Genomic DNA, 24,718 nt, shown 5'->3' on the forward strand with positions numbered 1-24,718 from the left:
TCACATTTTCAAATTGAAAGAAAAAATGGATTTCAATATAAAAACAATGGCAGAATACGCTGCCGAAGGAAAATCGCCGGAAGTATTGTTTTGGGTTGGATGCGCTGGAAGTTTTGATGACCGTGCTAAGAAGATTACCAAAGCATTTTGCAAGATCCTTAATAAAATAGGGGTAGAGTTTGCTGTTTTAGGACAAGAAGAAAGCTGTACGGGAGATCCTGCGAAGCGTGCCGGAAATGAATTTGTTTTTCAAATGATGGCATTAACGAATATCGAAGTTCTTAATGCTTATGAAGTTAAAAAGATAGTGACGGCTTGTCCTCATTGTTTTAATACCCTTAAAAATGAATACCCTAGTTTAGGTGGGCATTTTGAAGTGGTACACCATACTCAGTTTCTAAAAAAACTGATGGAGGAAGGCAGGCTGAAGATTGAAGGCGGCGCCTTTAAAGGAAAGAAAATTACTTTTCACGATCCTTGCTACTTAGGAAGAGCAAATGATGAGTATGAGGCACCAAGAATGCTTCTGGAAAAACTGGACGCCGAGCTTGTAGAAATGAAACGTTGCAAGACTAATGGTCTTTGCTGTGGTGCTGGTGGTGCTCAGATGTTTAAAGAACCTGAAAAAGGAAACAAGGATATCAATGTCGAAAGAACGGAAGAAGCTCTTTCAGTTGAACCTAAAGTGATTGCAACAGGTTGTCCGTTCTGTAATACAATGATGACTGACGGTGTAAAACACTTTAATAAAAATGAAGAAGTTGCTGTAAAAGATATCGTAGAACTTCTTGCGGAAGCAGATGATTTATAAATGAAATCGATTAAAAATATAACAATAAAACTCAAGACAACTCTTGAGTTTTATTATTTATAAAAAGATAAAGTCAATTATAATTCTTAATTTTATACTTTAATAAATTGTACGGAAATGAAAATTGAAGAATCCAATATAGTAGAAACCAGCGACTACAGAGTTATCATATACCCTGCTTCAAGACCTTTTACAACGAAAGAGGCAAAAGTAATTACTGAGAAGTTATATGATTTTCTTGCAGGTTGGGCGGCTCATGGTAAACCACTTTCATCATCTTTTAAAATCGAGAAAAACCAATTTATTGTGGTGTGCGTAGATGAAGAGAAAGAGATGGCATCCGGCTGCAGTATTGACGCTCTAGGGAAAATTATGAGAGAAATTGATGAAGAGTATCAATTGGGATTATTTGACAGAATGAAAGCTAGTTTCGTAGAAAATGGAGAGGTTAAAACACTAAAGCTTATCGATTTTAAAACAAAGCTTAGAAGTGGAGAACTATCAAGAGATATTCAGGTTTTTGATTTTTCTAAAAATACCTATCTTGATTTTTTAAGCCATTTTCTTTTACCGGTTGATAAAAGCTGGGCAGCATCTATTAAATAGATCTATTGACTATAATAATAAACAAAAAAGTGGATTCTTTCCACTTTTTTGTTTTTAAAGTATATTTGCATAAAACTGGTAAAATTAATAAGCTAGTTGAGCATTTGCTTACACCATATTTCCTAAACACATGCCTAGAATACTTTTTCTAACGACTGCACACCAATATCATGATGACAGGATCTTTTATCATCAGGCAAAAGAGCTCAAAAAATATGGATTTGTTGTTAAGATTTGCAGTCTGAGTTCAGAGTTTAATGGTGCTATTGATGATGTTGAGATTGAATCGTATGCTATTTTAGATCAGAGTACAGCACAAAAAATTAAAGTGTTTGAAAATATAGGTAATAAATTTCAGCCTGATTGTATTATTTGCTCAGAGCCACTTGCTGTTATTGCTGCAAAAAAAATAAAAGGAAAGAAAAACGTAAGTATCATATACGATGTTACGGAATGGTATCCTTCCAAAAGGATGGTTGAGAATTTCTCTTTTTTGATGAAATGGGCTCATGGGATTAAATTCTTTATGATACAGCTGTATGCTGGATACCTAAGCTCCTCTTTTATTTTTGGAGAAAATACCAAGAAGTTTCCTCTGGCTTATGTCTTCCCTTTCAAAAAAAAGATAATTTTGCCTTATTATCCCGATGATGCTTATATTTATAAAAGTATTAAACAATTGGAACCTGATTCTATAACATTATGTTATACGGGACAGCTTTCGAAGGAAAAAGGGATCGGAAATTTTTTTGAAGCAATTGATGTATTACGGAAAAGAAGACCAGATTTAAAAATCAATATTTTAATAATAGGTTCGTCCAGAAAGGAAAAAGATAAACAGTATTTTTCTGAATTGTTATCCCAATATCAATGGGAAAATATCAGAATTGAAAAATCCGTTTCGTTTGAGTCTTTTACAAAAGCATACGCAGAGGCTGATCTATGTTTTGATCTACGGGAGATGAATTATGAAAATCATCACTGTTTACCGATTAAAATATTTTATTATGCAGCCTCCGGTAAACCGGTCATTTACACTGATCTTAAAGCTACCCGTCAACATGTGGAGGTATCAAAGTTTGGGTTTCTGGTAGATCCGGAAGATGCGGAAGCCATTGCAAATAAAATTATGGATTATATTGATGATGCTGAGTTGTATAATACCCATGCTCACAATGCAAGAAGTGAGTATGAAAAAAAATATACCTGGAACGGAATCAGGAATATGTTTACTGATTTTGTGAAGCAATCTATACAATAAGATGAAGCAAGATACTATTGTAAAAACTTTCATTTCCCGTTTTTTAATATTGATATTAAACTTCGGACTTGTCATCTATTCTACCAATATGTGGGGAAGTGAGGGAAAAGGAGTGATATCAATAGTAATTGCAGACTTAACAATCATTGGCTTTTTTTGTAACATTTTTGTAGGAAGTAGTATCACTTATTTTGCCTCAAAATATAAAACAGAACAAATACTATTATATGCTTATGTTTGGTCTATTTTGGTGGGAATTACCGTTCCTATTATTTTTAGTTTTACCCGTACGCTGGAGTATCCCTATTACTTGATTGGCTTATCTGTTTTATCTTCTCTTCTTGCAGCAAATATCAATTTGTTTGTGGGACAAAAAAATATCAGGATGTTTAACCTGTATACGATCTTACAGCAGTTGGTTCACATATTGTTCGTTGCGGTGGTAGTTTATCTTATAAGAATTACTTCAGTAGAGGCTTATTTTATTGCCCAAATTAGTTGCTACCTAATTTTGTTTATTGTTAGCTCCTTTCAGATTTTACGCTATTGTAAAATTTCTAACCTATCATTTTCAGCACCCATCAGGAATGCTTTATTCGATTATGGATGGAAAATCCAGGTAAGCGCATTCCTCCAATTCCTTAATAATAGATTATCATTTTACTTTTTAGAATTTTTCAAAGGGATTACTAGTGTGGGGATATTTTCTATTGGGGTTGCTTTTTCTGAAGCCATCTGGATGGTCAGTAAAAGTCTTTCCGTGATCTTGTATTCTGATGTTGTGAACAGCGCGAATCATAATGACGCTATTGAAAAAACTAAAGTATCTCTGAAAATCAGTTTTTTAATTACCTTGCTGTTTATCATTGGAATTTTATTATTGCCTGCAGGGTTTTATGTCATGGTTTTTGGGAAAGATTTTCATGATACCAAGAAAATTATCTTATTCTTATCGCCGGGTATTTTAGCCATTGCAGTGAGTAATATTATAGGATATTATTTTGCCGGGATTAATAAATTAAGAATACTCAATATCAAGTCGGTGGTAGGTCTTATTTTCACTATAGTTTCTTCTGTTTTTATTATTCCGCGTTGGGGAATTTCCGGAGCTTGTATGATAACTTCTATATCCTACTGCTTGTCATCAGGGTTATTGTTCTGGAAATTTTATGAATTGACAGAATTTCATATTCGCGATTTTATGATTTCCCGATCTGAAATTAATTTATTGCTTCATAAATTATTAAGAGCCTGTTTAAAAAAGTAATAATAAAAAATAGTAAGGGTTAAAAGTTGCATAAAAATTGTCATTTTAGAGTTGCAAAAGAAAAAAACATCAATGTATCCAACAGACTTAACCCAAACTCAGTGGCAATTTATAAAAAAAGCATTAGATTTTGATGACAGAAAACGAAAATATGATTTGGTTGTCATTTGGAATGCTATCAGTTATTTAGTAAAAACAGGCTGTCAATGGAGACTTTTACCTCATGATTTTCCCAAATGGCAATTGGTTTATTACTATTATTCAAAATGGTCAAATCTGGAGATTTTCGATTTATTATTATCAAAATTGAGAGAGGAAGTACGACGAAACAGGGGTCAGAAAGCGCAGGCAAGTTTAGGAATTATTGACAGTCAAAGTGTTCGTTGGGGAAATAACCGTTCACTCAATGGCTTTGACGGAGGTAAAAAAATAAAAGGAATCAAGAGACACGTTGTGGTAGACAAAAATGGTTTTTTGTTAGCCGTAATGGTAAGTGTAGCCAATGTTCATGAGAGTAAGGCTGCATTGTTACTGATCAAAACACTGCGATATTTACTAATTCCGCTTCAGGTAATCCTGGCGGACGGAGGTTATAGAGGAGAGATTATTGAGGAAATAAGAATTAAGTTTAATTATATCATTCAGATCGTAATGCGGAGTGACAAAAAAGTAAAAGGGTTTGAGCCAATTCATAAACGATGGATTATAGAGCGTACATTTGCTTGGTTTGATAACGATAGAAGATTATGCAGAAATTATGAACTCTTAATGGAATCCTCTGAAAACATGGTCAAATTATCCGCCATAAAATTATTACTGAATAAAATTTAAACAGACTCTAAGGAAAAATAATTAAAATAAGTTTTATCTTTGTTTGAAATGAGAAATGTTATTTTTGGAATTCTGGTTGTTTTTTTTGCGCTTCTAAGTTGTAGAAGTGACGAAGACTCTATACAAAGAATAGATCAGACTCTGAATCTATATATGAGAAACAGTGCCGGAGTGGATTTGCTTAACCCGAAAAAGAGTGGGGCTTATACATCAATTGTGATGAATGACTTTAACGGACTTCAAGATATTGCTCCTGTGAATTTTGCTTTGAGAGCAACTGCCGATTCTACACTCTATATAGAATATGTAGACGGGGCAAGAAGGGTAATTGCTAATCCATCGGATTCTATCAGCCCTCAGGACAGAACGTATGAATCCCGTATAAGAGTTGATCTTAGAACGGCTTCTGATACTATTAGTGATGTTTTGAGAATACAATATCATTGGACACCTTCTGTATTTGAGATTTCAAGGGTATTTTATAATAATGAGCCAGTGTTCACAAAACAACCTGGTGTCCCAAATGTCGTTAGGATCCTAAAATAATTTTTAAATTTGCAAAACTGTTGGCATAGATGATCTAATGTCCAACATCTAATTTCTAACATCTATATAAAAATGTTACAAGTCAATTTTTTACGCGAAAACAAAGAACGCGTTTTAGAAGGTCTGAAAAAAAGACAGTTCAAAAATCTTGAATTGGTAGACGATGCTATTGCTACCGATGACGAAAGAAAAAAAATTCAATTTGAATTGGATTCTCAACTTTCCGAAATCAATAAAATCTCCAAGGAAATTGGGCTTTTAATGAAAGAAGGAAAAAAAGATGAAGCAGAGTCCTCAAAATCTAAAACAGCACAATACAAAGAGTCGAGTAAAGAATTACAGTCACAATTAGATGTGAAAGAAAAAGCTTTATTAGATATTCTATATCAATTACCTAATATTCTGAACGAAAAGGTGAAGAGCGGAGTAACGGCAGATGATAATGAGATTATTTATCAGTCTCATGATGTTGAAGGTCTTGGAGAAGGAGCTATTCCGCACTGGGAGCTTGCAAAAAAATATAACCTTATCGATTTTGAATTAGGAGTTAAAATTGCCGGAGCCGGTTTTCCTGTGTATTTAGGAAAAGGAGCAAGAATGCAGAGAGCTTTGGTTCAGTATTTCCTGGATAAAAATGTAGATGCAGGATACATGGAAGTAAACCCTCCTCATGTGGTCAACGAAGCTTCAGGATATGGTACGGGTCAGCTGCCGGATAAAGAAGGTCAGATGTATCATATCGGTGCGGATGATTTGTATTTAATTCCTACGGCAGAAGTTCCTGTAACGAATTTATACCGAGATGTTTTACTGGAAGAAAAAGATCTTCCGATTAAAAATACAGCTTTTTCTCAATGTTACAGAAGAGAAGCGGGAAGTTACGGGGCTCATGTGAGAGGATTGAACCGTCTTCATCAATTTGAGAAAGTAGAAATCGTAAGAGTTGAAAAGCCTGAGAACTCTTATGCTGTTTTAGAAGAAATGGTAGAACATATTAAAGAGATTCTTACAGACCTTGAACTTCCTTACAGAGTATTGAGACTTTGTGGAGGAGATACAGGTTTTGCTGCTGCGATGACATATGATTTTGAAGTATGGAGTGCTGCACAGGAAAAATGGTTAGAAGTAAGTTCAGTATCCAATTTTGAAACATTCCAGGCTAACCGTTTGAAATGCCGTTATAAAACAGATGGTAAATCTCAGCTGGTGCATACCCTGAATGGATCTGCGATGGCTTTGCCGAGAATTATGGCAGCATTGCTTGAAAATAATCAGACGGAAGAAGGAATTAAACTTCCTAAAAAAGTAGCTGAGTATGCTAAGTTTGATCTTATCAATTAAGTAAATACTTATAAAATAAAAGAATCCCCATCATATTGACGGGGATTTTTATTATTCTGTTACTACGACGATTTTCTTATCAGAGTTTTTAAACTTATAATCTTTATCGTAGAGCGTTTTTAAATCGTATTCTATGCGTATAGTATGATCATCAATCTGTTTAAACCAATCATGTTTTCCTTGTACTGATTTTATTTTATCATCAAATTTTAAGGTAGTTCCAATTTGTTTGAACATCATCATGACCAAACCTTCAACACTTTGGCTTTCTTCTTTTGTTGTTTTCGATCGAAGAGCTTCTTCTATATTTTTAAGATTGAAATTGTCTGTATTTAAGGTTAATACTTTTCCGTCCCAATCATTGAATACATTTTGATCTACCGGAAGTTGATTCCCTTTTGAAAGGTTGCCCAAGGCATTATAATCTGATTTGGAGAAATGGTCAAGTTTTAAAGAAAATCCGGCGTATTCATTATTCTCCTTATTAGATTTCATGAAGATTTTCTTCATGATCTTTATAGAATCAGGATTGGTCGTTTTTAGTTTACCTTCTTTTTTATCCAGTTCGTATATGCTCGTCCAGGTAGTAGGAACTTTATCCATTTCCCCAAATTCCTTTTTGTTTAAAGAATCGGGTGACATAGCCTTCATTTCTGCTATAAATTTTCTTACATCAATATCCATTACAGTAGATGAAGCGGCATCTTTATGATAGACTATTTCAGAATTGATTCTACAGGATTGTAAGGTTATAAGGCTTATAAGCAATAAAAAAAAGTTTATTTTCATGGAAATTAATTTTATACTAATGACAATTTACCGCATCATGATTGTGGTCTTTAGAAATCGTCATTGCTTCAGCTTTAGGAGAAAGATAGGGAATACCCAATTCCAGGCCTCTTACAATAAACAATCCTCCTAAAATAATCATAATTACAGGAATCGCTTTTAAAACCTTTACCCTAAAAGCCTGATTCATTAGATTTCCGGCAAGAACTACTGCAAACATGAAGGGAAGGGTTCCTAATCCGAATAAGCTCATATATAAAGCTCCCTGCCATATTCCTCCGCTTGCCAAGCTTGCTGTAAGAGCCATATATACCATCCCGCATGGTAGAAATCCATTAAGAACACCTGTGGTAAACCTTGAGCGGTAATCCGCATTTTGTAATAATCTTCCCAGATTTGATTTTACAGAATATAAAAACTTAGAAAAGAAAGGTATTTTTGAAGCAAAATCTTTTCCTCCAAAAGAAAAAATGGCCATAATGATAAGAAGAATTCCAACAGCAATGGTTAGATACCTCTGAAATCCTGCCATTTCAAATCCCTGACCAATAATTCCTAAAACTCCTCCTAACAATGAATACGTGAATATTCTTCCAAATTGATACGTAAGATTTTGCAGATAATAATTAGTCGCCTGTTTTTTTGTTAATCCCATCGACAATGCAATAGGGCCACACATTCCGATACAATGAAAACCGGAAGCGAAACCTAGTCCAATGGCCGATAAAATAAGTGCTATTTCCATATCACATCATAATCCATTCTATAGTTGAGCTTGTCTTTAGTCCACATCAATCTTAATGTATAATTCCCCATTTTTAAAACTTTTGCAGGAATTATAAATGAATGATTTTCGTCCAGCTGTACAGCTCTTTTAATATCTAAGTTCTGATCGTCAGTTCTGTTTAAAACAAATTTTACTGTAGTATTGGAATTATTATAGTCTTTTGGAAAAGCTATATTGATTCCATTAGTATCCTGGCTGTAGACCGGTTTTTCCTGTAAGTCATCAGCCCTTTTTTTAGCATCAATTACATCCTGGTATTGTAGTTCCTCTTCATAATAGTTATCAGTGACCATTTCTGAGTTTTTCTGCCCATTTGGGAAAAGAAATAACATGGATAAAATAAAGATAATAAATGCAGCTAATGCAATTACTACACCGTGTCCCCAACTAAAATTTTTCATTTCTTCCGGATTTTTTTATTTGTCTTGTATTATGATTAAAAATCTAATTTAAAAGGTCCCTCGAAATAGGTTTTATAAGAGTCAATTAATTTGCCCTGCATATCATAAATCCCTATCGTAATATTTTGTTTAGATAACTTCATTTCATTTTCAGGGAAACTGATATTTATCGTTCCTTTCGAAATCTTATCTCTTTCCACTGTGATCTTGCTTGATGCGCTGTAGATCACTTCACCTTTTGCCGGTTCTATTACTTTAACCGTTACGATTTTCTTGTCGTTTGTTTTATTTAAGAAGGTATAATTATAGGTGTTTGTAATCTTACCATCTCTTACAAAGAATGTGCTTCCTGCAGGTTTAATGAATTTGGCTTCCATTTCTCCACGATTATAAAGAAGGTAGCCTAAGAAGCCTACTAATAGTACCAAAACTAGAGAAAAGCCTTTCATTCTTCCTGTGAACTTAAACGGAGTTTCGTTTTCAATTTCATTTTCCGAAGCGTAACGAATCAGTCCTGTTGGAAGGCCTACTTTTTCCATTACTTCATCACAAGCATCAATACAGGCCGTACAGTTAATACATTCAAGCTGTTGTCCATCTCTGATATCAATTCCGGTAGGACATACAACAACACATTGGTGACAATCTATACAATCTCCTTTACCTTCAGCTTTTCTGTCTTCACCTTTTCTCCATTTAGAACGGTTTTCCCCACGCTTGAAATCGTAGAATACATTGATGGTGTCTTTATCAATCAAAACACCTTGTAGTCTTCCGTATGGACAAACTAATGTACATACCTGCTCTCTGAACCATGCAAATACAAAATAAAATGCTGCGGTTAGAAGAATCATAACAATGAAATTGGTAGGATTGGCAAATGGGCCTTCAGAAACAATTCTGAATACTTCTTTATATCCTACAATATACATGAACATGAAATGGGTAATGATCAAGGAAATCACAATATAAACTGACCACTTTAAGCTCCTCTTCCATATTTTTTCTCCGTTCCAGGGCTGTCTGTCCAGCTTCATTTGCTTATTTCTGTCACCTTCAATAAGATATTCAATTTTACGAAATATCGATTCCATAAAAATTGTCTGAGGACATATCCATCCGCAGAAAATTCTTCCAAATGCAATCGTAAAAATAATAATGAATATTAAAGATGTTATAGCTCCTAAAGTAAGGATGAAAAAATCCTGAGGATAGAAAGGTTGTCCGAAAATAAAGAACTCCCTATCGATAACGTTTAATAAAAGGAATGGGTTTCCATTAATCTTTAAAAATGGAATTGCAAAATATATAATCAGTAAAGTGTAGCTTACAATATTTCTATAGTTGGTAAATTTACCTTTAGGTTTCCTTGGGAAGACCCATCTTCTTTTTCCGGATTGCTCCATTGTCCCTATAGAATCTCTGTAAGTTTCAGGGTCCAGAACCTGTCCCTGTCCGCCGCGTACTTCTATTTCTTCTATGTCTGACATTTTTCTAATGTATTTAAAAAAAGAAAAGCATAATTGGTTACTATTTTTTCTTCTAATAACAAATTATGCTTTTCATATGTTTTAATTTTTTTTGAATTATTCTTTTTCCCAATGAGCTTCTGTTCCTTGAGGAGCAGCTCCACCCTGAGCAGGTGTAATTGGTGGCTGTTCTTGATTGATGTGATATACAAAAGCTGCAATCTTCTCAATTTCAGCACCGGATACTTCTCCGTTTTTACCGAAAGCTCTCATTGAAGGGTTGGTTGGAGAACCATTCCAGTCCATATGGAAAACGTTTTTAAATAAAGTCTTCTCTGGCTGGTTGATCCAGTAATTATCTGTCAAGTTCGGTCCGATTCCTCCTCTTCCGTCTTCACCGTGACAAGATGCACAGTTTGTTTTGAAAAGTTCTTTACCGTCTGCAATATTATCTGCTGAATATTTAGCTGTTTCAATAGTTACAGGAGGCTGAGTTTTTTCATACTCTGCAATACTTGCAATCTGCTCTTTATATTCTTTTTCATATTCGCTTATTGGGTGAGCAAAATCTGTAAAAGAGAATGCTGCAATATATACAATACAAAAAGCGGTCCCAAACCAGAATAAACCTACCCACCATTTTGGAAGCTGATTATCCAATTCCATAATCCCATCAAAACCATGGTCAATAAGGATATCTTTCTCTTCAGTAACAGATTGCTTTTTGAAAGCACTATCATACATTCTTCTTAGGAAAGGGATCTTTTTCTCAGCTAAATAAGCCGCCTTTTCTTCAGGAGTTAATTTTTTGAATTTATTATTCTCAATTAAATCTCCAATTGAGCTATGAATATAAGCCAGGATAGCAGCTATCACAACAGTTCCCCAGAAGTATGGTGAAGCTAAAAACGAGTAGCTTTGTACAAATAAATAATAAAAAACTATTAAAAGTCCAATTATTATTAAAATGTTTACAACAACCGGTGTTCTTTGTTTCATAATAAATAGTTTAATTTTTTAAATTAAAATCGTCCTCATCATCCTGCAGAGGTGCTTCTTCTTCTTCTTTGTAATATTTTTTAGGCCTGCTAAATACATATATAACAAGAGCGATGAAGAACATCATAAAGAAAATCAGAGCCAGCGTCTGGTAAAGACCAGCGTTTTCTGTATTGGATAATATATCTTTAAAGTTCTGAGGAATCATTGAGCCTTTTAATGTTTTTAGTTATTACTTGCTGTTTTAATTTCTGTTGTCTTGATATCTGTACCTAATCTCTGTAAGTAAGAAATAAGAGCTACAATTTCTTTTTTCTCTAATTCCCCTTGAGGTCTCTTTGCGTAAGCTTCTTTTAAGTCATTCGCTTCAGAGAAAATATCTTTTACAATTTTTGCTGCCTGATTGTCTGCCCATTTATTAGCAGAATCTACCTGAGGTTTTGTATATGGTACATCGAAAGTATTTTTCATCAGTAACATTTTATCAACCATTTTAGATCTATCTAAATTAGTAGCGATCAACCAAGGGTAACGAGGCATGATAGAACCTGCAGATGTAGATCTTGGGTTATACATGTGCTTGTAGTGCCAAGAACTTGGGTTTTTACCTCCTTCTCTATGTAAATCCGGTCCTGTTCTTTTAGAACCCCATAAGAATGGTCTGTCATAAACGAATTCTCCGGCTTTTGAATACTGTCCGTTTTTACCGTTGAATCGAACGATCTCATCTCTGAACGGTCTGATCATCTGAGAGTGACAAGCGTTACATCCTTCACGGATATAAATATCTCTACCTTCTAATTCTAAAGGAGAATAAGGCTTCACCGCTGAAATGGTAGGAACACTCTTTTTAAGTGATAGTGTAGGGATAATTTCTACTGAACTACCGATAGATATTGTGAAGAAAGATAAGATACCTAATAATACCGGCATTCTTTCTAACCAAAGGTGAGTTCCCTCTCCCTCTTTACGTTTGTTACCAATATTAGCCAAAGCAGGTGCTTCTGCAGGAACTTCTTTTTGGAATGATCCTTTTCTTACTGTTGCAACAACGTTTACAATCATTAAGATGGCTCCTGAGATATAGAATAAACCTCCTAAGAATCTCATTTTAAAATAAGGGATAATTGCAGTAACGGTATCTAACCAGTTTTTCCACAATAATGTCCCGTCCGGATTAAACTGCTTCCACATTAATCCTTGTGTAAATCCTGAAATATACATTGGAACTGCATAGAAAATAATTCCTAAAGTACCTAACCAGAAATGCCAGTTAGCTAATTTTACAGACCAAATTTTTGTTCTCCACAAAATTGGAACCAAATAATAGATTACCCCGAATGCCATGAAACCATTCCATCCTAGAGCTCCTAAGTGTACGTGACCGATAACCCAGTCCGTAAAGTGACCAATTTTGTTAATGTTTTTAGTTGCTAAAAGCGGTCCTTCGAATGTTGCCATACCATAACAAGTAACTGCAACTACGAAGAATTTAAGAATCGGGTTTTCTCTTACTTTATCCCATGCTCCTCTTAAGGTAAGAAGACCATTAAGCATACCTCCCCATGATGGTGCGATAAGCATGATAGAGAATCCTGTTCCTACTGCCTGAGCCCATGCTGGAAGGGCAGTATACTGAAGGTGGTGAGGACCAGCCCAAATATATACGAAAATTAATGACCAGAAGTGGATAATAGATAGTTTGTATGAGAAAACCGGTCTATCTGCAGCTTTTGGTAAGAAATAATACATTAAACCAAGAACCGGAGTTGTCAATACGAATGCAACCGCATTGTGACCATACCACCATTGTACGATAGCATCTTTTACTCCAGCATATGCTGAATATGACTTCCATCCTGTGAAAGATAACGGAACTTCTAGGTTGTTGAAAATATGAAGCATTGCTACTGCGATCCAAGTACCAATATAGAACCAGATGGCTACATAAAGGTGTCTTACTCTTCTCTTAGCAATAGTTAAGAACATGTTGATACCAAAGATAATCCACGAAAACGCAATTAAAATATCGATTGGCCATTCGTGTTCAGCATATTCTTTTGAAGTGTTAATCCCCATAAAGAATGTAATGAACGTAGCAACAATCATAAACTGCCAAGTCCAGAAATGTAACCAAGATAATGTATCACTGTACATTCTTGTTTTTAATAATCTTTGTAAAGAGTAATAAATACCGGTATAAACGATATTACATACGAATGCAAAGATTACGGTATTGGTGTGCAACATTCTGATTCTACCAAAACCAAATGCACCATGAGTATTAATTAGCCCTTGAATATTACCACTCTTTAAACTCTGAATGGTAGTATCGTCTGTACCAAATAAAAATTCAGGAAGCTCAGGGTAGAAAAGCATTAAGGCTGCTGTAAGCCCGAACAAAAACCCTATAAGCCCAAAAACTATGGTCGCATAAAGAAATGCCCGAACAATATTGTTGTCATAACTAAACTTTTGTGTCTCCATATCAACTATTCACTTTTTTCTTCAATTTTATTATTTTCTCCTTTTTCTTTCTCGTCATTTTTGTTGCCATCTTTCTCTTTCTCCTTTATTTCACCGGAGTCAAAAAGGATTCTTACAGCTGGAGATTCATCATCCTCAAACTGTCCTTTCCTGGCGTTGACTATAAAAACGACCAAGAAAATTGCAGCTAAAGAAACACTGCATAGGATCATTAAATATAGAATATCCATTTGACAACAAAATTAACCTATTTTCGGGGTTCAAATTTAGTGAAAAATAATGACATTCATCACGAAATACGGATTCTGGCTAATTTAAAATCAGTCTAAATAAGGGGTTTCGCGCCTATTTCTTAAAGTATTTTCTTCCCAGGATCCAGGTTGAAACTGTAGTAAAGGTAACTACTGTGATGGAGCTTATTGGCATGATTATCGCGGCAAAGAGCGGATGCATATGCCCTGTAACAGCGTAACTTAAACCAACAATATTATACAGGAAACTTATTATGAATGTCATTTTCACAATAGTTATAGAGCCTTTGCAGACGTTCAGATATTTGTCCAGACTCACCACTTTATCTCCATTCATAATCACATCCGAAGAAGGAGTAAAGGTATTGGTATCATCGGAAATAGCAATTCCTACATTGCTTTGTTTTAATGCTCCGGCATCATTTAAGCCGTCTCCGAGCATAGCTACTTTTAGATTTTTATCCTGTAATCCTTTGATGTAGTTCAGCTTATCTTCCGGACTTTGATTGAAGGCCATTGCCTGGCAGTTTGGAATAATGTCTTTTAACTGCTTTTCTTCTGAGGAGTTATCTCCACTCAGTATAAAAATTTTGTAGTTTGTAAGAGTGTTAAACAGGTTTTTTAGATGTTCTCTATATTCATTTTTAAATATATACTTGCCCAGGAATTCGCCATTCTTACTTATATAGACTGCAGTTTCAAGGTTTTTGGATTCCTGGTTATTGTATTTTGCAGATCCTATTCTATAAATGTTTCCTCTTACGCTGGCCTCATATCCTTTTCCTGAAATTTCCTGAAAATTTTCAACAGGGAAATAATCATCATTAATGTCTATAAACTCATATAAAGATTTTGAAAGTGGGTGATTGGAGTTTTTTAATAATGTTTTGATATTGGAGAGATCGAACTCCTGAATTTCGGAGCCCTCATATTTAATATTGGTCTTTTTTCTATGGGTGATCGTTCCTGTTTTATCAAATACTAAAGTGTCGATTTTAGCAATCTTTTCAATGGTAAGTGTGTCTTTTACGTAGAATTTATTTCGGCCTAAAATCCTCATAATGTGACCAAAAGTAAATGGTGCGGAAAGAGCGAGTGCACAAGGGCATGCGATGATTAAAATTGCGGAAACTACCTGGAACATTTTTTCCAGATCAATAAATGACCAATAAATTCCTGATACTAAAGCAATACCTAATATAATAAAAGTAAAGTATTTGCTTATGTTATTGGTAAGGGTATCTAGCCCGGTTTCGTATTTCTTAAAGGCTTCCTTATTCCAAAGTTGTGTTAAATAACTTTGATCTACATTTTTGATCACTTCTAATTCAAGAGATGATCCTATTTGTTTTCCTCCTGCGAAAATTTTATCTCCCGGTTGTTTGCTAATGCTTTCGCTTTCTCCTGTAATAAAGCTATTGTCTATATTGCCCTCTCCATTAATCAGAATAGCATCTACAGGAATGATTTCCTGGTTTCTGACTAAGATTCTGTCTCCTACTTTGATTTCGGAAAGAAGAATATTATCCTGTTTTCCATTGAAATCCACTTTAGTAACCGCAATTGGGTAGAATGATTTGTAGTCACGATCATAGGAAAGAGAGCTGTAGGTTCTTTTCTGAAAGGTTTTTCCTAAAAGCATAAAGAATAAAAGTCCACACAGGGTGTCAAAGTATCCTGGACCATAATCTGTCACTACTTCGTAGATACTTCTGCCGAATAAAACAAAAATACCAAGAACGATAGGCACATCGATGTTAACGATTTTGTTTTTTAGCCCATACCAGGCAGATTTATAATAATCTGAAGCTGAATAAAAAACGACAGGGATTGCAAGTAAAAACATTAAAGTCCTGAAGAGTCCTTTATAATGCTGCATCCAGTAATCTTCACCGCCTATATATTCTGGAAAAGCCAGAAACATTCCGTTACCAAATGCAAAACCTGCAATGGCAAGTTTTACCAGCAGAGATTTATCCAGATGGTCTATATTTTTCTCTGCGGTTTCAAGACTGATCACCGGTTTATAACCAAGATTGGTTAAAAATTTAGCTAATTCGCTTAATTTTAATTCGTTATGATTGAATGAAACCTGTAAGGTCTTTCTTGTAAAATTAACCTGAGAATACTTGATCCCATCATTTAGGGTATGAAGGCTTTCCAAAAGCCATATGCAAGAAGAACAGTGAATGACAGGGACTTTAAAGGTAACCAAACTGGTATTCCCTTCGGAGAAATCGGTTACTTTTTCAAAAATTTCAGGAGTATCCAGGTAATCGAATTGAGAAGAGTTCTCGTCACTAGGGCGAATTCCTGCTCTTTTATTTAACTCGTAAAAATTACTTAGATTATTGGTATTCAGAATTTCGTAGACAGACTTGCATCCGTTGCAGCAAAAAGTTTTTTCATCAAAAAGAATTCTTTCCTTTTCTATGCCTTGTCCACAATGAAAACAGTTCTCGCTCACCTCCATAAATTATTGACGGACAAAATTATAACAATTTTTTTTGTTTATCGAGTTAAAATGTTCTATTTTTGTGATAAATGTCATATTAAAATGTCGCAGGAACAACAGATTGCAATTGAAGAGAGGTTCGCCAGAGTTTTTAATGATAAATCACTTAAGGAAAGGCTTTCAAGCGCAGATTTTGAAAAATACATCAGCACAAAGAAAAAATTAATTTTTCAAAAACACGACACTATTTTTGAAGATGGGGAAATTCCGAAAGGAGTATACTTTTTAGAAAGTGGAGCCGCTAAACTTTCTAAATCTGGAGCTTTTGGAAAGGATCAGATTTTAAGATTTATTAAAGAAGGAGATATCATTGGCTACCGGTCTTTACTTTGCGGAGAAAATTTTCAAGCTAAGGCTGAAGCAATGACTGATATTGAGTGTACTTTTCTACCTGCCGATGTGTTTATGTTTCTTTTGGAGGTAGACTCTCAGTTATCATTTGTAATGCTTCAGAAAATCGCGTATGAATTAGGGGAATCTTCCAACACCATTACTTTCCTTGCTCAAAAGACAGTAAGAGAAAGGCTCGCAGAGATTTTATTGCTTTTGGAACAGAAATTAGGAGTAGATCCTGAAGGGTTTATTAAAATTTCTTTAACAAGGGAGGAGATCGCTAATATTATTGGTACAGCTACTGAAAGTGCCATCCGTCTGATTTCTGAATTTAAACAGGACGACCTCATCGAGGTAGACGGAAGGAATATCAAAATCCTCAATCACGATAAACTAATGAAACTAGGTCACGTAGTTTTATAAACCATACAAAAATCAAGTCGGCGGAAGCCGACTTTTTAACTTTAAAAATAGATCCATTATGTCTGTTCACTCTGAAATTAAAAAAGTTACGACTGAAACCTTGCGCAAAATGAAATTCGACAAGGAAAAAATAACAATGCTTACCGCGTATGATTTTACCACGGCAAAGATGGTAGATGCAGGAGGTGTTGATGCTATTTTGATAGGGGATTCTGCAGCGAATGTGATGGCAGGGTTTGAAACGACTTTACCGATCACTTTAGATCAGATGATTTATCATGCTCAAAGTGTTGTTCGTGGAGTAGACAGAGCCTTGGTTATTGCTGATTTACCTTTTGGTACTTATCAGAGTAACCCGGAAAAAGCATTGGAATCTGCTGTGAGAATGATGAAAGAAGGAGGAGCTCATGCCGTAAAAATTGAAGGAGGGAAAGAAATTTCTAAATCGATCAAGAAAATTGTTAATGCAGGCATTCCTGTCATGGGGCATTTAGGATTAACACCTCAGTCTATTTATAAATTTGGAACTTATAAAGTGAGAGCAAAGGATGAAGCAGAAGCTGAAAAACTAATCAGTGACGCACAACTTTTGGAAGAACTGGGATGTTTTTCTATTGTTTTAGAAAAAATTCCGGCAGATCTGGCTAAAAAAGTATCAGAAAGCATTTCAATTCCGACGATCGGAATCGGAGCAGGTCCTGATTGTGACGGACAGGTTTTGGTTTATCATGATATGGTAGGAATGAATCAGGGATTCAGCCCAAAATTTTTAAGAAGATACCTTGATCTTTATACTGAAATTACAGGAGCTGTATCTCAATATGTAAAAGACGTAAAAAACGTCGATTTCCCAAACGAAAAAGAAAGTTATTAATTAATGAAAAATCAACAAACTATACAGGGAGTAATCTCCGTTATCGCTTTAATCTGTCTGGCAGTAGGATGGTTTAATTTATTTTCACCAGAAGTGAATGAAATTCTTTCCCGAAGAGTGTTTTATATTGTGATAGGAATAAGCTTTATTATTCAGGCACCATTTCTTTCCAATAGAAATTTCGTTTATGGAATGTATGCCGCAGCTGGTCTGTGTATTATAGGTGCTTTTTTGCCATTAGAATCAAGATTAGCAGGAATGAAAACGATTGGGCTTTTGGGAGGAATTCTTTTTTCTTTGGCCGGCAGATCAAGACAGAGCAGGTAAAATGGAGGAACAGATTGTTTATGAAGACAACCATCTTCTGGTGATCAATAAAAAAGTTGGCCAGCTTGTGCAGGGCGATAAGACAGGAGATGAGTCATTATTGGAATCGATAAAAAATTTTATAAAAAAAAGAGACGCTAAACCGGGAAATGTTTTTCTCGGTTTGGTGCATCGTATAGACCGCCCAACTTCCGGATTGGTAATCTATGCTAAAACCTCAAAAGCACTTTCCCGTTTGACCCAGATGGTAAAAAACAGGGAAATAGAAAAGACTTATTGGGCGGTGGTTTCTAAAGAAATGATTCCACAAAGTCAGAAACTCGTTCATTATTTAAAGAAAAACGAAAAAAATAATAAGGCAATTGTTTTTACCAAACCAACAGATGGAGCTAAAGAAGCGATATTAACTTATACGGTTATAAAAAGTCTGGACAACTATATGCTTCTTGAAATAGACCTGGAAACAGGAAGGCACCACCAGATCCGGGCACAATTATCTAAAACAGGGAGTCCGATTAAAGGAGATTTAAAGTATGGAGCACCCCGTTCTAACCCTGATGGAGGAATTAATCTTCACGCCAGAATGCTGAAGTTTATTCATCCGGTCACAAAAGAAGAAATTGAAATTATTGCTCCTGTACCACAAAATGATGCTATTTGGAGAGCTTGTGAAGAAGGGGTGTAGAAAAGAAGTTAGAAGATGGAAGCCAGAAGATATATTCGGTTTCCATTTTTTATTTGGCCTCATTTATTAAAAGAAATTCTATTTCTTTTTGGGTTTTAATGCCCTCCAATATTCCTCACCTATCTTCCGGCCTTTCGAAATAGCCTTCAAATTTTGCCTGTTTTGAAAAAATAACTATCTTCGTCGAGTACTTTAGGGGTGTCTGTTGATAAAACAGACTGAGATTTTACCCTTTGAACCTGATCTGGATCATACCAGCGTAGGGAAAAGTGAGATGACTTTCTGTTGTACATACTATTGTACAATTATAGCCATTCCTAAAGTGATATGTTTAATTAAAACTTTAGAATGGAACTCTTAATCAACCACACAAGAAAAATTTTTGCGCTCCCTCCAGAGAATTTGGAGGAACTCATGAATTTAGAGGCTCCCGGAAAGAAAAAAGGAATTGCTGTTGCTTTAAACAACCGTATTGTTCCTATTTCGTCGTGGCCGGACACATTACTTCAGAACAATGATTCAATTTTAATTATCACTGCCACACAAGGCGGTTAATCTTCAATAATAATACCTGTACTTATGGCACATTCAATAACCCGTTCGCCGTTTCCCAATTCCAAAAAAGTTTATGTAGAAGGCTCAATTCATAATATCTATGTTGCGATGCGTGAGATACATCTGAGTCCTACTAAACTTAGCCGAGGTGGTCTTGAGGAGAACCCTCCAGTAACTATCTATGACACATCAGGACCGTATACTGATGAAAATTCTGAAATTGATATTTTAAAAGGCCTCCCAAGAATACGGGAACAATGGATCCTGGATAGAAAAGATGTAAATGTATTAGAAGGTATATCGTCAGAATATGGTAAAGCACGTTTGGCAGATCCTAAACTCGATGATTTACGCTTTTCCTATAATCATAAGCCTAAAGTAGCTTTTGAGGGGAAAGAGGTGACTCAATTATATTATGCAAAACAAGGTATCATCACTCCTGAAATGGAATATGTAGCAATCCGGGAGAACCAGAAAATAGAACAGCTTGATTTTGTTTCCAAAGAAATGGCTTCACAGCATCCCGGAAACAGCTTTGGGGCAAATACCCCTAAAAATAAAATTACTCCTGAATTTGTAAGGGATGAAATTGCCGCAGGGAGAGCAATTATTCCCAATAATATTAATCACCCGGAAAGTGAGCCTATGATTATCGGACGAAATTTTCTGGTAAAAATAAATGCGAATATCGGAAACAGTGCGGTTTCATCAAGCATTGAAGAAGAGGTTGAAAAAGCAGTTTGGGCCTGCCGATGGGGAGCCGATACTATTATGGATCTTTCTACCGGAAAAAATATTCATGAAACCAGGGAGTGGATTATCCGAAACAGTCCTGTTCCCATAGGGACCGTTCCTATTTACCAGGCATTGGAAAAAGTGAAAGGAGTACCGGAAGATCTTACATGGGAAGTATTTAAAGATACTTTGATAGAACAGGCAGAGCAAGGAGTTTCTTATTTTACCATTCATGCCGGAGTTTTATTACGATATATTCACCTTACGGTTAACAGGGTAACGGGAATTGTTTCAAGAGGAGGTTCCATTATGGCAAAATGGTGTCTTTATCATCACAAAGAAAACTTTTTATATACCCACTTTGAGGAGATTTGTGAAATCATGAAAAAGTACGATGTTGCTTTCTCTTTAGGTGACGGGTTGAGACCGGGTTCTATTGCGGATGCGAATGATGCGGCTCAGTTTGCAGAGCTTGAAACGTTAGGAGAGCTTACAAAAATAGCATGGAAGCATAATGTACAGGTAATGATAGAAGGACCGGGTCATGTACCGATGCATATGATCAAGGAAAATATGGAGAAGCAGTTGGAAGAATGTCATGAGGCTCCGTTTTATACATTAGGACCATTGACTACGGATATTGCACCTGGGTATGATCACATTACCTCCGGTATTGGAGCAGCGATGATCGGATGGTTTGGTTGTGCCATGTTGTGTTATGTCACTCCAAAAGAACATTTAGGTCTGCCGAATAAAAAAGATGTTAAGGATGGGGTGATTACTTATAAGCTTGCTGCTCATGCGGCAGATTTGGCTAAAGGCCATCCTGGCGCCCAATATAGAGATAATGCTTTAAGTAAAGCGAGATTTGAATTCAGATGGGAAGATCAGTTCAACCTGTCATTAGATCCTGAGACCGCAAAAGCATATCACGATGAAACTCTTCCTGCAGAAGGAGCAAAGATTGCTCATTTTTGTTCGATGTGTGGGCCGAAATTCTGTTCCATGAAAATTACTCAGGAAATAAGAGATTCTGCAGAAATGGGAATGCTTACCAAGTCACAAGAATTTATTGAGAACGGAAAAGAGATCTATTTATGATCATAGTCATAACTCCTGAGGAGTTGATTCAGAATGAAACAACAGTGATTAATCAAATGTTTCGGGAGGGGCTCGATCTACTTCATGTGAGAAAGCCTTTTGCTTCTGATCAGGAAATGAAAACTTTTCTAGATGCTATTGATCCTGTATTTTATTCTCAATGTGTATTGCATAGTCATTTTGAGCTTGCTGAGCCATATGGTATTTCCAGGTTGCACTTCAGGGAGGCGGACCGGTTTACCAGATCATATGTGGCTTATGTTCAGGATTATATTATATCTACTTCTGTGCATGATATTAAGGAATATAATGACTTGGGAAAAGAATGGGAATATGCTTTTCTTAGTCCATTTTTTCCAAGTATTTCTAAAAAGGGATATGGGAATGAGAAAACTGTTCTCAAAGAGTGTGAACAGCAAAATAATAAAGATGTAGGCTTGATTGCCCTGGGAGGAATTCATGAGAAAAATATATTGGAAGCCCTCTATAAAGGAATTCATGGAGTTGCATTACTAGGGGCTATATGGCAAAGTGACCAACCTGTTGAGGTGCTAAAACGTGTAAGGTTTTTATATGAGGATCATATTAAAATAAAAAGTTTTAAAAGCTAATGAAAAGACTGCAATATATCTCTCAGGGGAATACAAAAGAAGATCAGGAATTAAATATTTATAAAGCATTAGATGCAGGAGTGCAATGGGTACAGGTACGATGGAAAAATGCTCCTGCCGGTGAATTGATACAGCTTTGTGAGAGAGCAAAATTATTATGTACAGATTACCAGGCCATATGCATTGTTAATGATCATGCAGAGCTGGCCAAAAAGATTGATGCGGATGGCGTGCATGTAGGGTTAAATGATATTTCCGTTTTGGAGGCAAGAAAAATTTTAGAACCCAGAAAAATAATTGGAGGGACAGCTAATACTTTGGTTGATGTACTTCAAAGAATGTCTGAGCAATGCGATTATATTGGTTTAGGACCACTCAGGTTTACTTCTACAAAAGAAAAGCTCAGCCCTGTTTTAGGTTTTGAAGGGTATCACAAATTAATTCAACATCTAAAAGAAAGATCTTTTGATCTGCCTAAAATCTATGCAATAGGAGGTGTACAACTGGATGATATAGAATTATTACAACAAATCGGAATATATGGAGTTGCTGTTTCTGGACAAATCACCCATCAGCCATCGATTGTTAACGAAATAAAACAAGCTTTAAATGAATCAGATATTAAAAATAGCAGATAGAAGTTTTGAATCAAGACTTTTTTTAGGAACTGGCAAGTTCGGAAATCTGGCGGAAATGACACAATCTATTATCGCTTCAGAATCCAATATGGTGACAATGGCATTGAAACGGATGGATGCTCATTCGAAGGAAGATGATTTGTTAAGTGCTTTAAGGCCAACGCATGCACATCTTCTTCCCAATACTTCAGGAGCTCGTACAGCTAAAGAGGCGGTATTGGCTGCCCAACTGGCAAGAGAGGCACTGGAAACCAATTGGGTAAAGCTGGAAATCCATCCGGATCCTAAATATTTACTACCGGATCCTATCGAAACATTGTACGCGACTGAGGAACTTGCTAAATTAGGTTTTATTGTAATGCCTTATATCCATGCAGATCCTGTTTTGTGTAAACGTCTTGAAGATGCGGGAACATCTGTGGTCATGCCTTTAGGTGCTCCGATTGGAACGAATAAAGGGCTTCGTACTTTAGATTTTCTTGAAATTATTATTAGCCAGAGTAATGTGCCTGTTGTTGTAGATGCAGGAATAGGAGCTCCTTCCGATGCAGCTAAGGCAATGGAAATCGGAGCCGATGCTGTTTTGGTTAATACAGCTATTGCCGTTGCAAAAGATCCCATTAATATGGCATTGGCATTTAAAGAAGGTGTTATTGCGGGAAGAAGAGCTTACGAATCAGGATTGGGAGCGATAAGCTCTCATGCAGAAGCCTCAAGTCCACTGACTTCTTTTTTATTTGAATAAGACATGAGCATGCATAGTTTCGAAAAAATTTTTGAGCAATATCAGTGGGATCAGATAAAACAAAGATTAGATCATGTTACTCTTTCGGATGTTGAATACAGCCTGCAAAAGAAGAAAAAGACATTGGATGATTTTTTTAATTTGATCTCAAAGGCTGCTGCATCCAAACTGGAAGTGATGGCTTCCATAGCTCAGACTACAACTCAAAAACGGTTTGGTAAAGTCATACAACTGTATGCTCCATTATACCTTAGCAATGAATGCCAGAATATATGTACCTATTGTGGTTTCAGCCTGGATAATAAGCTTAAAAGAAAAACCCTTTCTGATACGGAACTCATGATGGAGGCTATGGTACTGAAAACAATGGGAATAAACCATGTATTATTAGTAAGTGGGGAGGCGAATAAGACGGTAGGTATTTCTTACTTTCTTAATGCAGTTCGGTTGCTAAAACCTCATTTTGCTAATATTTCTATAGAAGTCCAGCCTTTATCAGAAGAGGAATATAGTCAGTTGCATAAGGAAGGGGTGCATTCAGTTTTAGTTTATCAGGAAACTTATCATCAGGAGGTGTACAAACAATACCATCCTAAAGGAAAGAAATCAAACTTTCCGTTTCGTCTGGATACTCCTGACAGAATTGGAAGGGCAGAAATTCATAAAATGGGACTAGGTGTTTTATTAGGGCTTGAAGACTGGAGAGTAGATAGCTTTTTTAATGCACTGCATATAGACTATTTGCAAAAACAATACTGGAAGAGTAAATTTTCTGTGTCATTTCCCAGATTAAGACCTGCTGAAGGAATTATAGAACCTAATTTTATTATGGAAGATAAAGATCTCTTACAACTAATCTGTGCTTATAGGATCTGGAATGAAGATCTGGAAATTTCAATCTCTACAAGAGAAAATGAGAATTTCAGAAATCATATTGTTTCATTGGGAGCTACAACGATGAGTGCAGGTTCAAAAACGAATCCTGGCGGATATGCGGTAGATCAGCAATCCCTTGAACAATTTGAAACCAGTGATGAAAGAAGTATGCTGACTATCAAGAATATGATTAAAGGAGCAGGATACGATCCTGTGATGAAAGATTGGGATTCTGTTTACAGTGGTTTTTAATTTTTATATCAACAACAAAGGCTTAAATATAAACACTTTAGTATTACTTAAGCAAGTTTAAAATAATGCTGCATAATAAGCTCACATAAGATGAAAATCAAAGATTTTCAAAGAACTAAAGTGTACTTTTCAGTATAGCTTTTTTAACTTAAAAAGTCTTAAGTGTTTAGAAGCTCTTGTGGTTTAAAAATACCACATGATT

General features: G+C 35.6%; 26 protein-coding genes and 1 riboswitch. Of the genes, 17 read left to right on the forward strand and 9 right to left on the reverse strand.

What is annotated here, in order from left to right; all coding sequences use genetic code 11:
* The first annotated feature begins 25 nt into the window (after nt 1-25).
* From CJF12_RS15340 to serS, 7 genes are all read left to right on the forward strand, one after another.
* Nucleotides 26-811: a (Fe-S)-binding protein gene (locus CJF12_RS15340; protein ID WP_034686787.1), complete on the forward strand. Its 786-nt coding sequence runs from the start codon at nt 26-28 to the stop codon at nt 809-811.
* 117 nt (nt 812-928) lie between these two features.
* Nucleotides 929-1,417: a hypothetical protein gene (locus tag CJF12_RS15345; protein ID WP_034686784.1), complete on the forward strand. Its 489-nt coding sequence runs from the start codon at nt 929-931 to the stop codon at nt 1,415-1,417.
* A gap of 130 nt (nt 1,418-1,547) precedes the next feature.
* The gene (locus tag CJF12_RS15350) at nt 1,548-2,678 is read left to right on the forward strand and encodes a glycosyltransferase (RefSeq protein WP_034686781.1); all 1,131 of its coding nucleotides are present in this window, start codon (nt 1,548-1,550) and stop codon (nt 2,676-2,678) included.
* 1 nt (nt 2,679) lies between these two features.
* Nucleotides 2,680-3,945 (forward strand): MATE family efflux transporter, encoded by a 1,266-nt coding sequence (locus CJF12_RS15355; protein ID WP_034686779.1) that lies wholly within the window; start codon nt 2,680-2,682, stop codon nt 3,943-3,945.
* A gap of 72 nt (nt 3,946-4,017) precedes the next feature.
* Nucleotides 4,018-4,776: an IS5 family transposase gene (locus tag CJF12_RS15360; RefSeq protein ID WP_034681491.1), complete on the forward strand. Its 759-nt coding sequence runs from the start codon at nt 4,018-4,020 to the stop codon at nt 4,774-4,776.
* A gap of 48 nt (nt 4,777-4,824) precedes the next feature.
* Nucleotides 4,825-5,322, forward strand: a complete 498-nt coding sequence (locus tag CJF12_RS15365; protein ID WP_034684117.1) for a hypothetical protein — start codon at nt 4,825-4,827, stop codon at nt 5,320-5,322.
* Nucleotides 5,323-5,394: 72 nt separating this feature from the next.
* Nucleotides 5,395-6,663: a serine--tRNA ligase gene (gene serS / locus CJF12_RS15370; RefSeq protein ID WP_034684120.1), complete on the forward strand. Its 1,269-nt coding sequence runs from the start codon at nt 5,395-5,397 to the stop codon at nt 6,661-6,663.
* Between the two features lie 51 nt (nt 6,664-6,714).
* Here serS and CJF12_RS15375 read toward each other — a convergent pair whose 3' ends face one another.
* The 9 genes from CJF12_RS15375 to CJF12_RS15415 form a co-directional block, all read right to left on the reverse strand.
* The gene (locus tag CJF12_RS15375) at nt 6,715-7,452 is read right to left on the reverse strand and encodes a hypothetical protein (protein WP_034684123.1); all 738 of its coding nucleotides are present in this window, start codon (nt 7,450-7,452) and stop codon (nt 6,715-6,717) included.
* 16 nt (nt 7,453-7,468) lie between these two features.
* On the reverse strand, nt 7,469-8,197 hold the full coding sequence (locus CJF12_RS15380; RefSeq protein WP_034684125.1) for a sulfite exporter TauE/SafE family protein: 729 nt from the start codon (nt 8,195-8,197) through the stop codon (nt 7,469-7,471).
* Nucleotides 8,188-8,640, reverse strand: a complete 453-nt coding sequence (locus CJF12_RS15385) for a FixH family protein (protein WP_034684126.1) — start codon at nt 8,638-8,640, stop codon at nt 8,188-8,190. Before CJF12_RS15385 ends, CJF12_RS15380 begins: the two co-directional genes overlap by 10 nt.
* A gap of 35 nt (nt 8,641-8,675) precedes the next feature.
* Complete coding sequence (gene ccoG / locus CJF12_RS15390; protein ID WP_034684127.1) at nt 8,676-10,130, reverse strand: cytochrome c oxidase accessory protein CcoG; 1,455 nt, start codon at nt 10,128-10,130, stop codon at nt 8,676-8,678.
* A gap of 96 nt (nt 10,131-10,226) precedes the next feature.
* Entirely contained in the window at nt 10,227-11,108 is an 882-nt protein-coding gene (locus CJF12_RS15395) for a cbb3-type cytochrome c oxidase N-terminal domain-containing protein (protein ID WP_034684128.1), read from the reverse strand.
* Nucleotides 11,109-11,118: 10 nt separating this feature from the next.
* Nucleotides 11,119-11,316, reverse strand: a complete 198-nt coding sequence (locus CJF12_RS15400) for a cbb3-type cytochrome oxidase subunit 3 (protein ID WP_034684129.1) — start codon at nt 11,314-11,316, stop codon at nt 11,119-11,121.
* A gap of 17 nt (nt 11,317-11,333) precedes the next feature.
* A complete protein-coding gene (ccoN, locus tag CJF12_RS15405) occupies nt 11,334-13,595 on the reverse strand; it encodes a cytochrome-c oxidase, cbb3-type subunit I (RefSeq protein ID WP_034684130.1) in 2,262 nt (753 codons plus the stop codon).
* Nucleotides 13,596-13,600: 5 nt separating this feature from the next.
* Nucleotides 13,601-13,825: a cbb3-type cytochrome oxidase assembly protein CcoS gene (gene ccoS / locus CJF12_RS15410; RefSeq protein WP_034684133.1), complete on the reverse strand. Its 225-nt coding sequence runs from the start codon at nt 13,823-13,825 to the stop codon at nt 13,601-13,603.
* Between the two features lie 115 nt (nt 13,826-13,940).
* Nucleotides 13,941-16,313: a heavy metal translocating P-type ATPase gene (locus tag CJF12_RS15415; RefSeq protein WP_034684240.1), complete on the reverse strand. Its 2,373-nt coding sequence runs from the start codon at nt 16,311-16,313 to the stop codon at nt 13,941-13,943.
* Nucleotides 16,314-16,403: 90 nt separating this feature from the next.
* On the opposite strand from CJF12_RS15415, the gene CJF12_RS15420 reads away from it, so the two are divergent.
* From CJF12_RS15420 to thiH, 10 genes are all read left to right on the forward strand, one after another.
* On the forward strand, nt 16,404-17,117 hold the full coding sequence (locus tag CJF12_RS15420; RefSeq protein WP_034684136.1) for a Crp/Fnr family transcriptional regulator: 714 nt from the start codon (nt 16,404-16,406) through the stop codon (nt 17,115-17,117).
* A gap of 58 nt (nt 17,118-17,175) precedes the next feature.
* Nucleotides 17,176-17,991 (forward strand): 3-methyl-2-oxobutanoate hydroxymethyltransferase, encoded by an 816-nt coding sequence (gene panB / locus CJF12_RS15425; protein WP_034684138.1) that lies wholly within the window; start codon nt 17,176-17,178, stop codon nt 17,989-17,991.
* A gap of 3 nt (nt 17,992-17,994) precedes the next feature.
* Nucleotides 17,995-18,318: a hypothetical protein gene (locus tag CJF12_RS15430; protein WP_034684140.1), complete on the forward strand. Its 324-nt coding sequence runs from the start codon at nt 17,995-17,997 to the stop codon at nt 18,316-18,318.
* Nucleotide 18,319: 1 nt separating this feature from the next.
* Nucleotides 18,320-19,003, forward strand: coding sequence for an RluA family pseudouridine synthase (locus tag CJF12_RS15435; RefSeq protein WP_034684143.1), 684 nt, complete (start codon nt 18,320-18,322; stop codon nt 19,001-19,003).
* 184 nt (nt 19,004-19,187) lie between these two features.
* Nucleotides 19,188-19,286: riboswitch (TPP riboswitch) on the forward strand.
* Nucleotides 19,287-19,351: 65 nt separating this feature from the next.
* On the forward strand, nt 19,352-19,558 hold the full coding sequence (gene thiS, locus CJF12_RS15440; protein WP_034684145.1) for a sulfur carrier protein ThiS: 207 nt from the start codon (nt 19,352-19,354) through the stop codon (nt 19,556-19,558).
* Between the two features lie 24 nt (nt 19,559-19,582).
* Nucleotides 19,583-21,394 carry a phosphomethylpyrimidine synthase ThiC gene (thiC, locus tag CJF12_RS15445; protein WP_034684146.1) on the forward strand — a complete coding sequence of 604 codons (1,812 nt, stop codon included), beginning with the start codon at nt 19,583-19,585 and terminating at the stop codon, nt 21,392-21,394.
* On the forward strand, nt 21,391-22,005 hold the full coding sequence (locus tag CJF12_RS15450) for a thiamine phosphate synthase (protein WP_034684148.1): 615 nt from the start codon (nt 21,391-21,393) through the stop codon (nt 22,003-22,005). Before thiC ends, CJF12_RS15450 begins: the two co-directional genes overlap by 4 nt.
* Nucleotides 22,005-22,643 carry a thiamine phosphate synthase gene (gene thiE / locus CJF12_RS15455; protein ID WP_034684149.1) on the forward strand — a complete coding sequence of 213 codons (639 nt, stop codon included), beginning with the start codon at nt 22,005-22,007 and terminating at the stop codon, nt 22,641-22,643. Before CJF12_RS15450 ends, thiE begins: the two co-directional genes overlap by 1 nt.
* Nucleotides 22,615-23,388 (forward strand): thiazole synthase, encoded by a 774-nt coding sequence (locus CJF12_RS15460; RefSeq protein WP_034684150.1) that lies wholly within the window; start codon nt 22,615-22,617, stop codon nt 23,386-23,388. Before thiE ends, CJF12_RS15460 begins: the two co-directional genes overlap by 29 nt.
* Before the next feature lie 9 nt (nt 23,389-23,397).
* A complete protein-coding gene (thiH, locus tag CJF12_RS15465) occupies nt 23,398-24,516 on the forward strand; it encodes a 2-iminoacetate synthase ThiH (protein WP_034684151.1) in 1,119 nt (372 codons plus the stop codon).
* The last annotated feature ends 202 nt before the right edge of the window (nt 24,517-24,718 follow it).

The organism is Chryseobacterium piperi (assembly GCF_002285635.2).
In the GTDB taxonomy this organism is placed as follows: Bacteria; Bacteroidota; Bacteroidia; order Flavobacteriales; family Weeksellaceae; genus Chryseobacterium; species Chryseobacterium piperi.

What these genes read in the sequence shown, in the direction of transcription:
- CJF12_RS15380 (WP_034684125.1), bottom strand. Translation starts at nt 8,197, where the DNA reads ATGGAAATAGCACTTATTTTATCGGCCATTGGACTAGGTTTCGCTTCC.
- CJF12_RS15400 (WP_034684129.1), bottom strand. Translation starts at nt 11,316, where the DNA reads ATGATTCCTCAGAACTTTAAAGATATATTATCCAATACAGAAAACGCT.
- CJF12_RS15385 (WP_034684126.1), bottom strand. Translation starts at nt 8,640, where the DNA reads ATGAAAAATTTTAGTTGGGGACACGGTGTAGTAATTGCATTAGCTGCA.
- CJF12_RS15420 (WP_034684136.1), top strand. Translation starts at nt 16,404, where the DNA reads ATGTCGCAGGAACAACAGATTGCAATTGAAGAGAGGTTCGCCAGAGTT.
- CJF12_RS15355 (WP_034686779.1), top strand. Translation starts at nt 2,680, where the DNA reads ATGAAGCAAGATACTATTGTAAAAACTTTCATTTCCCGTTTTTTAATA.
- CJF12_RS15345 (WP_034686784.1), top strand. Translation starts at nt 929, where the DNA reads ATGAAAATTGAAGAATCCAATATAGTAGAAACCAGCGACTACAGAGTT.
- thiS (WP_034684145.1), top strand. Translation starts at nt 19,352, where the DNA reads ATGGAACTCTTAATCAACCACACAAGAAAAATTTTTGCGCTCCCTCCA.
- CJF12_RS15360 (WP_034681491.1), top strand. Translation starts at nt 4,018, where the DNA reads ATGTATCCAACAGACTTAACCCAAACTCAGTGGCAATTTATAAAAAAA.
- ccoG (WP_034684127.1), bottom strand. Translation starts at nt 10,130, where the DNA reads ATGTCAGACATAGAAGAAATAGAAGTACGCGGCGGACAGGGACAGGTT.
- panB (WP_034684138.1), top strand. Translation starts at nt 17,176, where the DNA reads ATGTCTGTTCACTCTGAAATTAAAAAAGTTACGACTGAAACCTTGCGC.
- CJF12_RS15460 (WP_034684150.1), top strand. Translation starts at nt 22,615, where the DNA reads ATGAATCAGATATTAAAAATAGCAGATAGAAGTTTTGAATCAAGACTT.
- ccoS (WP_034684133.1), bottom strand. Translation starts at nt 13,825, where the DNA reads ATGGATATTCTATATTTAATGATCCTATGCAGTGTTTCTTTAGCTGCA.
- CJF12_RS15375 (WP_034684123.1), bottom strand. Translation starts at nt 7,452, where the DNA reads ATGAAAATAAACTTTTTTTTATTGCTTATAAGCCTTATAACCTTACAA.
- thiH (WP_034684151.1), top strand. Translation starts at nt 23,398, where the DNA reads ATGCATAGTTTCGAAAAAATTTTTGAGCAATATCAGTGGGATCAGATA.
- ccoN (WP_034684130.1), bottom strand. Translation starts at nt 13,595, where the DNA reads ATGGAGACACAAAAGTTTAGTTATGACAACAATATTGTTCGGGCATTT.
- CJF12_RS15340 (WP_034686787.1), top strand. Translation starts at nt 26, where the DNA reads ATGGATTTCAATATAAAAACAATGGCAGAATACGCTGCCGAAGGAAAA.
- CJF12_RS15350 (WP_034686781.1), top strand. Translation starts at nt 1,548, where the DNA reads ATGCCTAGAATACTTTTTCTAACGACTGCACACCAATATCATGATGAC.
- CJF12_RS15430 (WP_034684140.1), top strand. Translation starts at nt 17,995, where the DNA reads ATGAAAAATCAACAAACTATACAGGGAGTAATCTCCGTTATCGCTTTA.
- thiE (WP_034684149.1), top strand. Translation starts at nt 22,005, where the DNA reads ATGAAAAGACTGCAATATATCTCTCAGGGGAATACAAAAGAAGATCAG.
- CJF12_RS15395 (WP_034684128.1), bottom strand. Translation starts at nt 11,108, where the DNA reads ATGAAACAAAGAACACCGGTTGTTGTAAACATTTTAATAATAATTGGA.
- CJF12_RS15435 (WP_034684143.1), top strand. Translation starts at nt 18,320, where the DNA reads ATGGAGGAACAGATTGTTTATGAAGACAACCATCTTCTGGTGATCAAT.
- CJF12_RS15450 (WP_034684148.1), top strand. Translation starts at nt 21,391, where the DNA reads ATGATCATAGTCATAACTCCTGAGGAGTTGATTCAGAATGAAACAACA.
- thiC (WP_034684146.1), top strand. Translation starts at nt 19,583, where the DNA reads ATGGCACATTCAATAACCCGTTCGCCGTTTCCCAATTCCAAAAAAGTT.
- serS (WP_034684120.1), top strand. Translation starts at nt 5,395, where the DNA reads ATGTTACAAGTCAATTTTTTACGCGAAAACAAAGAACGCGTTTTAGAA.
- CJF12_RS15365 (WP_034684117.1), top strand. Translation starts at nt 4,825, where the DNA reads ATGAGAAATGTTATTTTTGGAATTCTGGTTGTTTTTTTTGCGCTTCTA.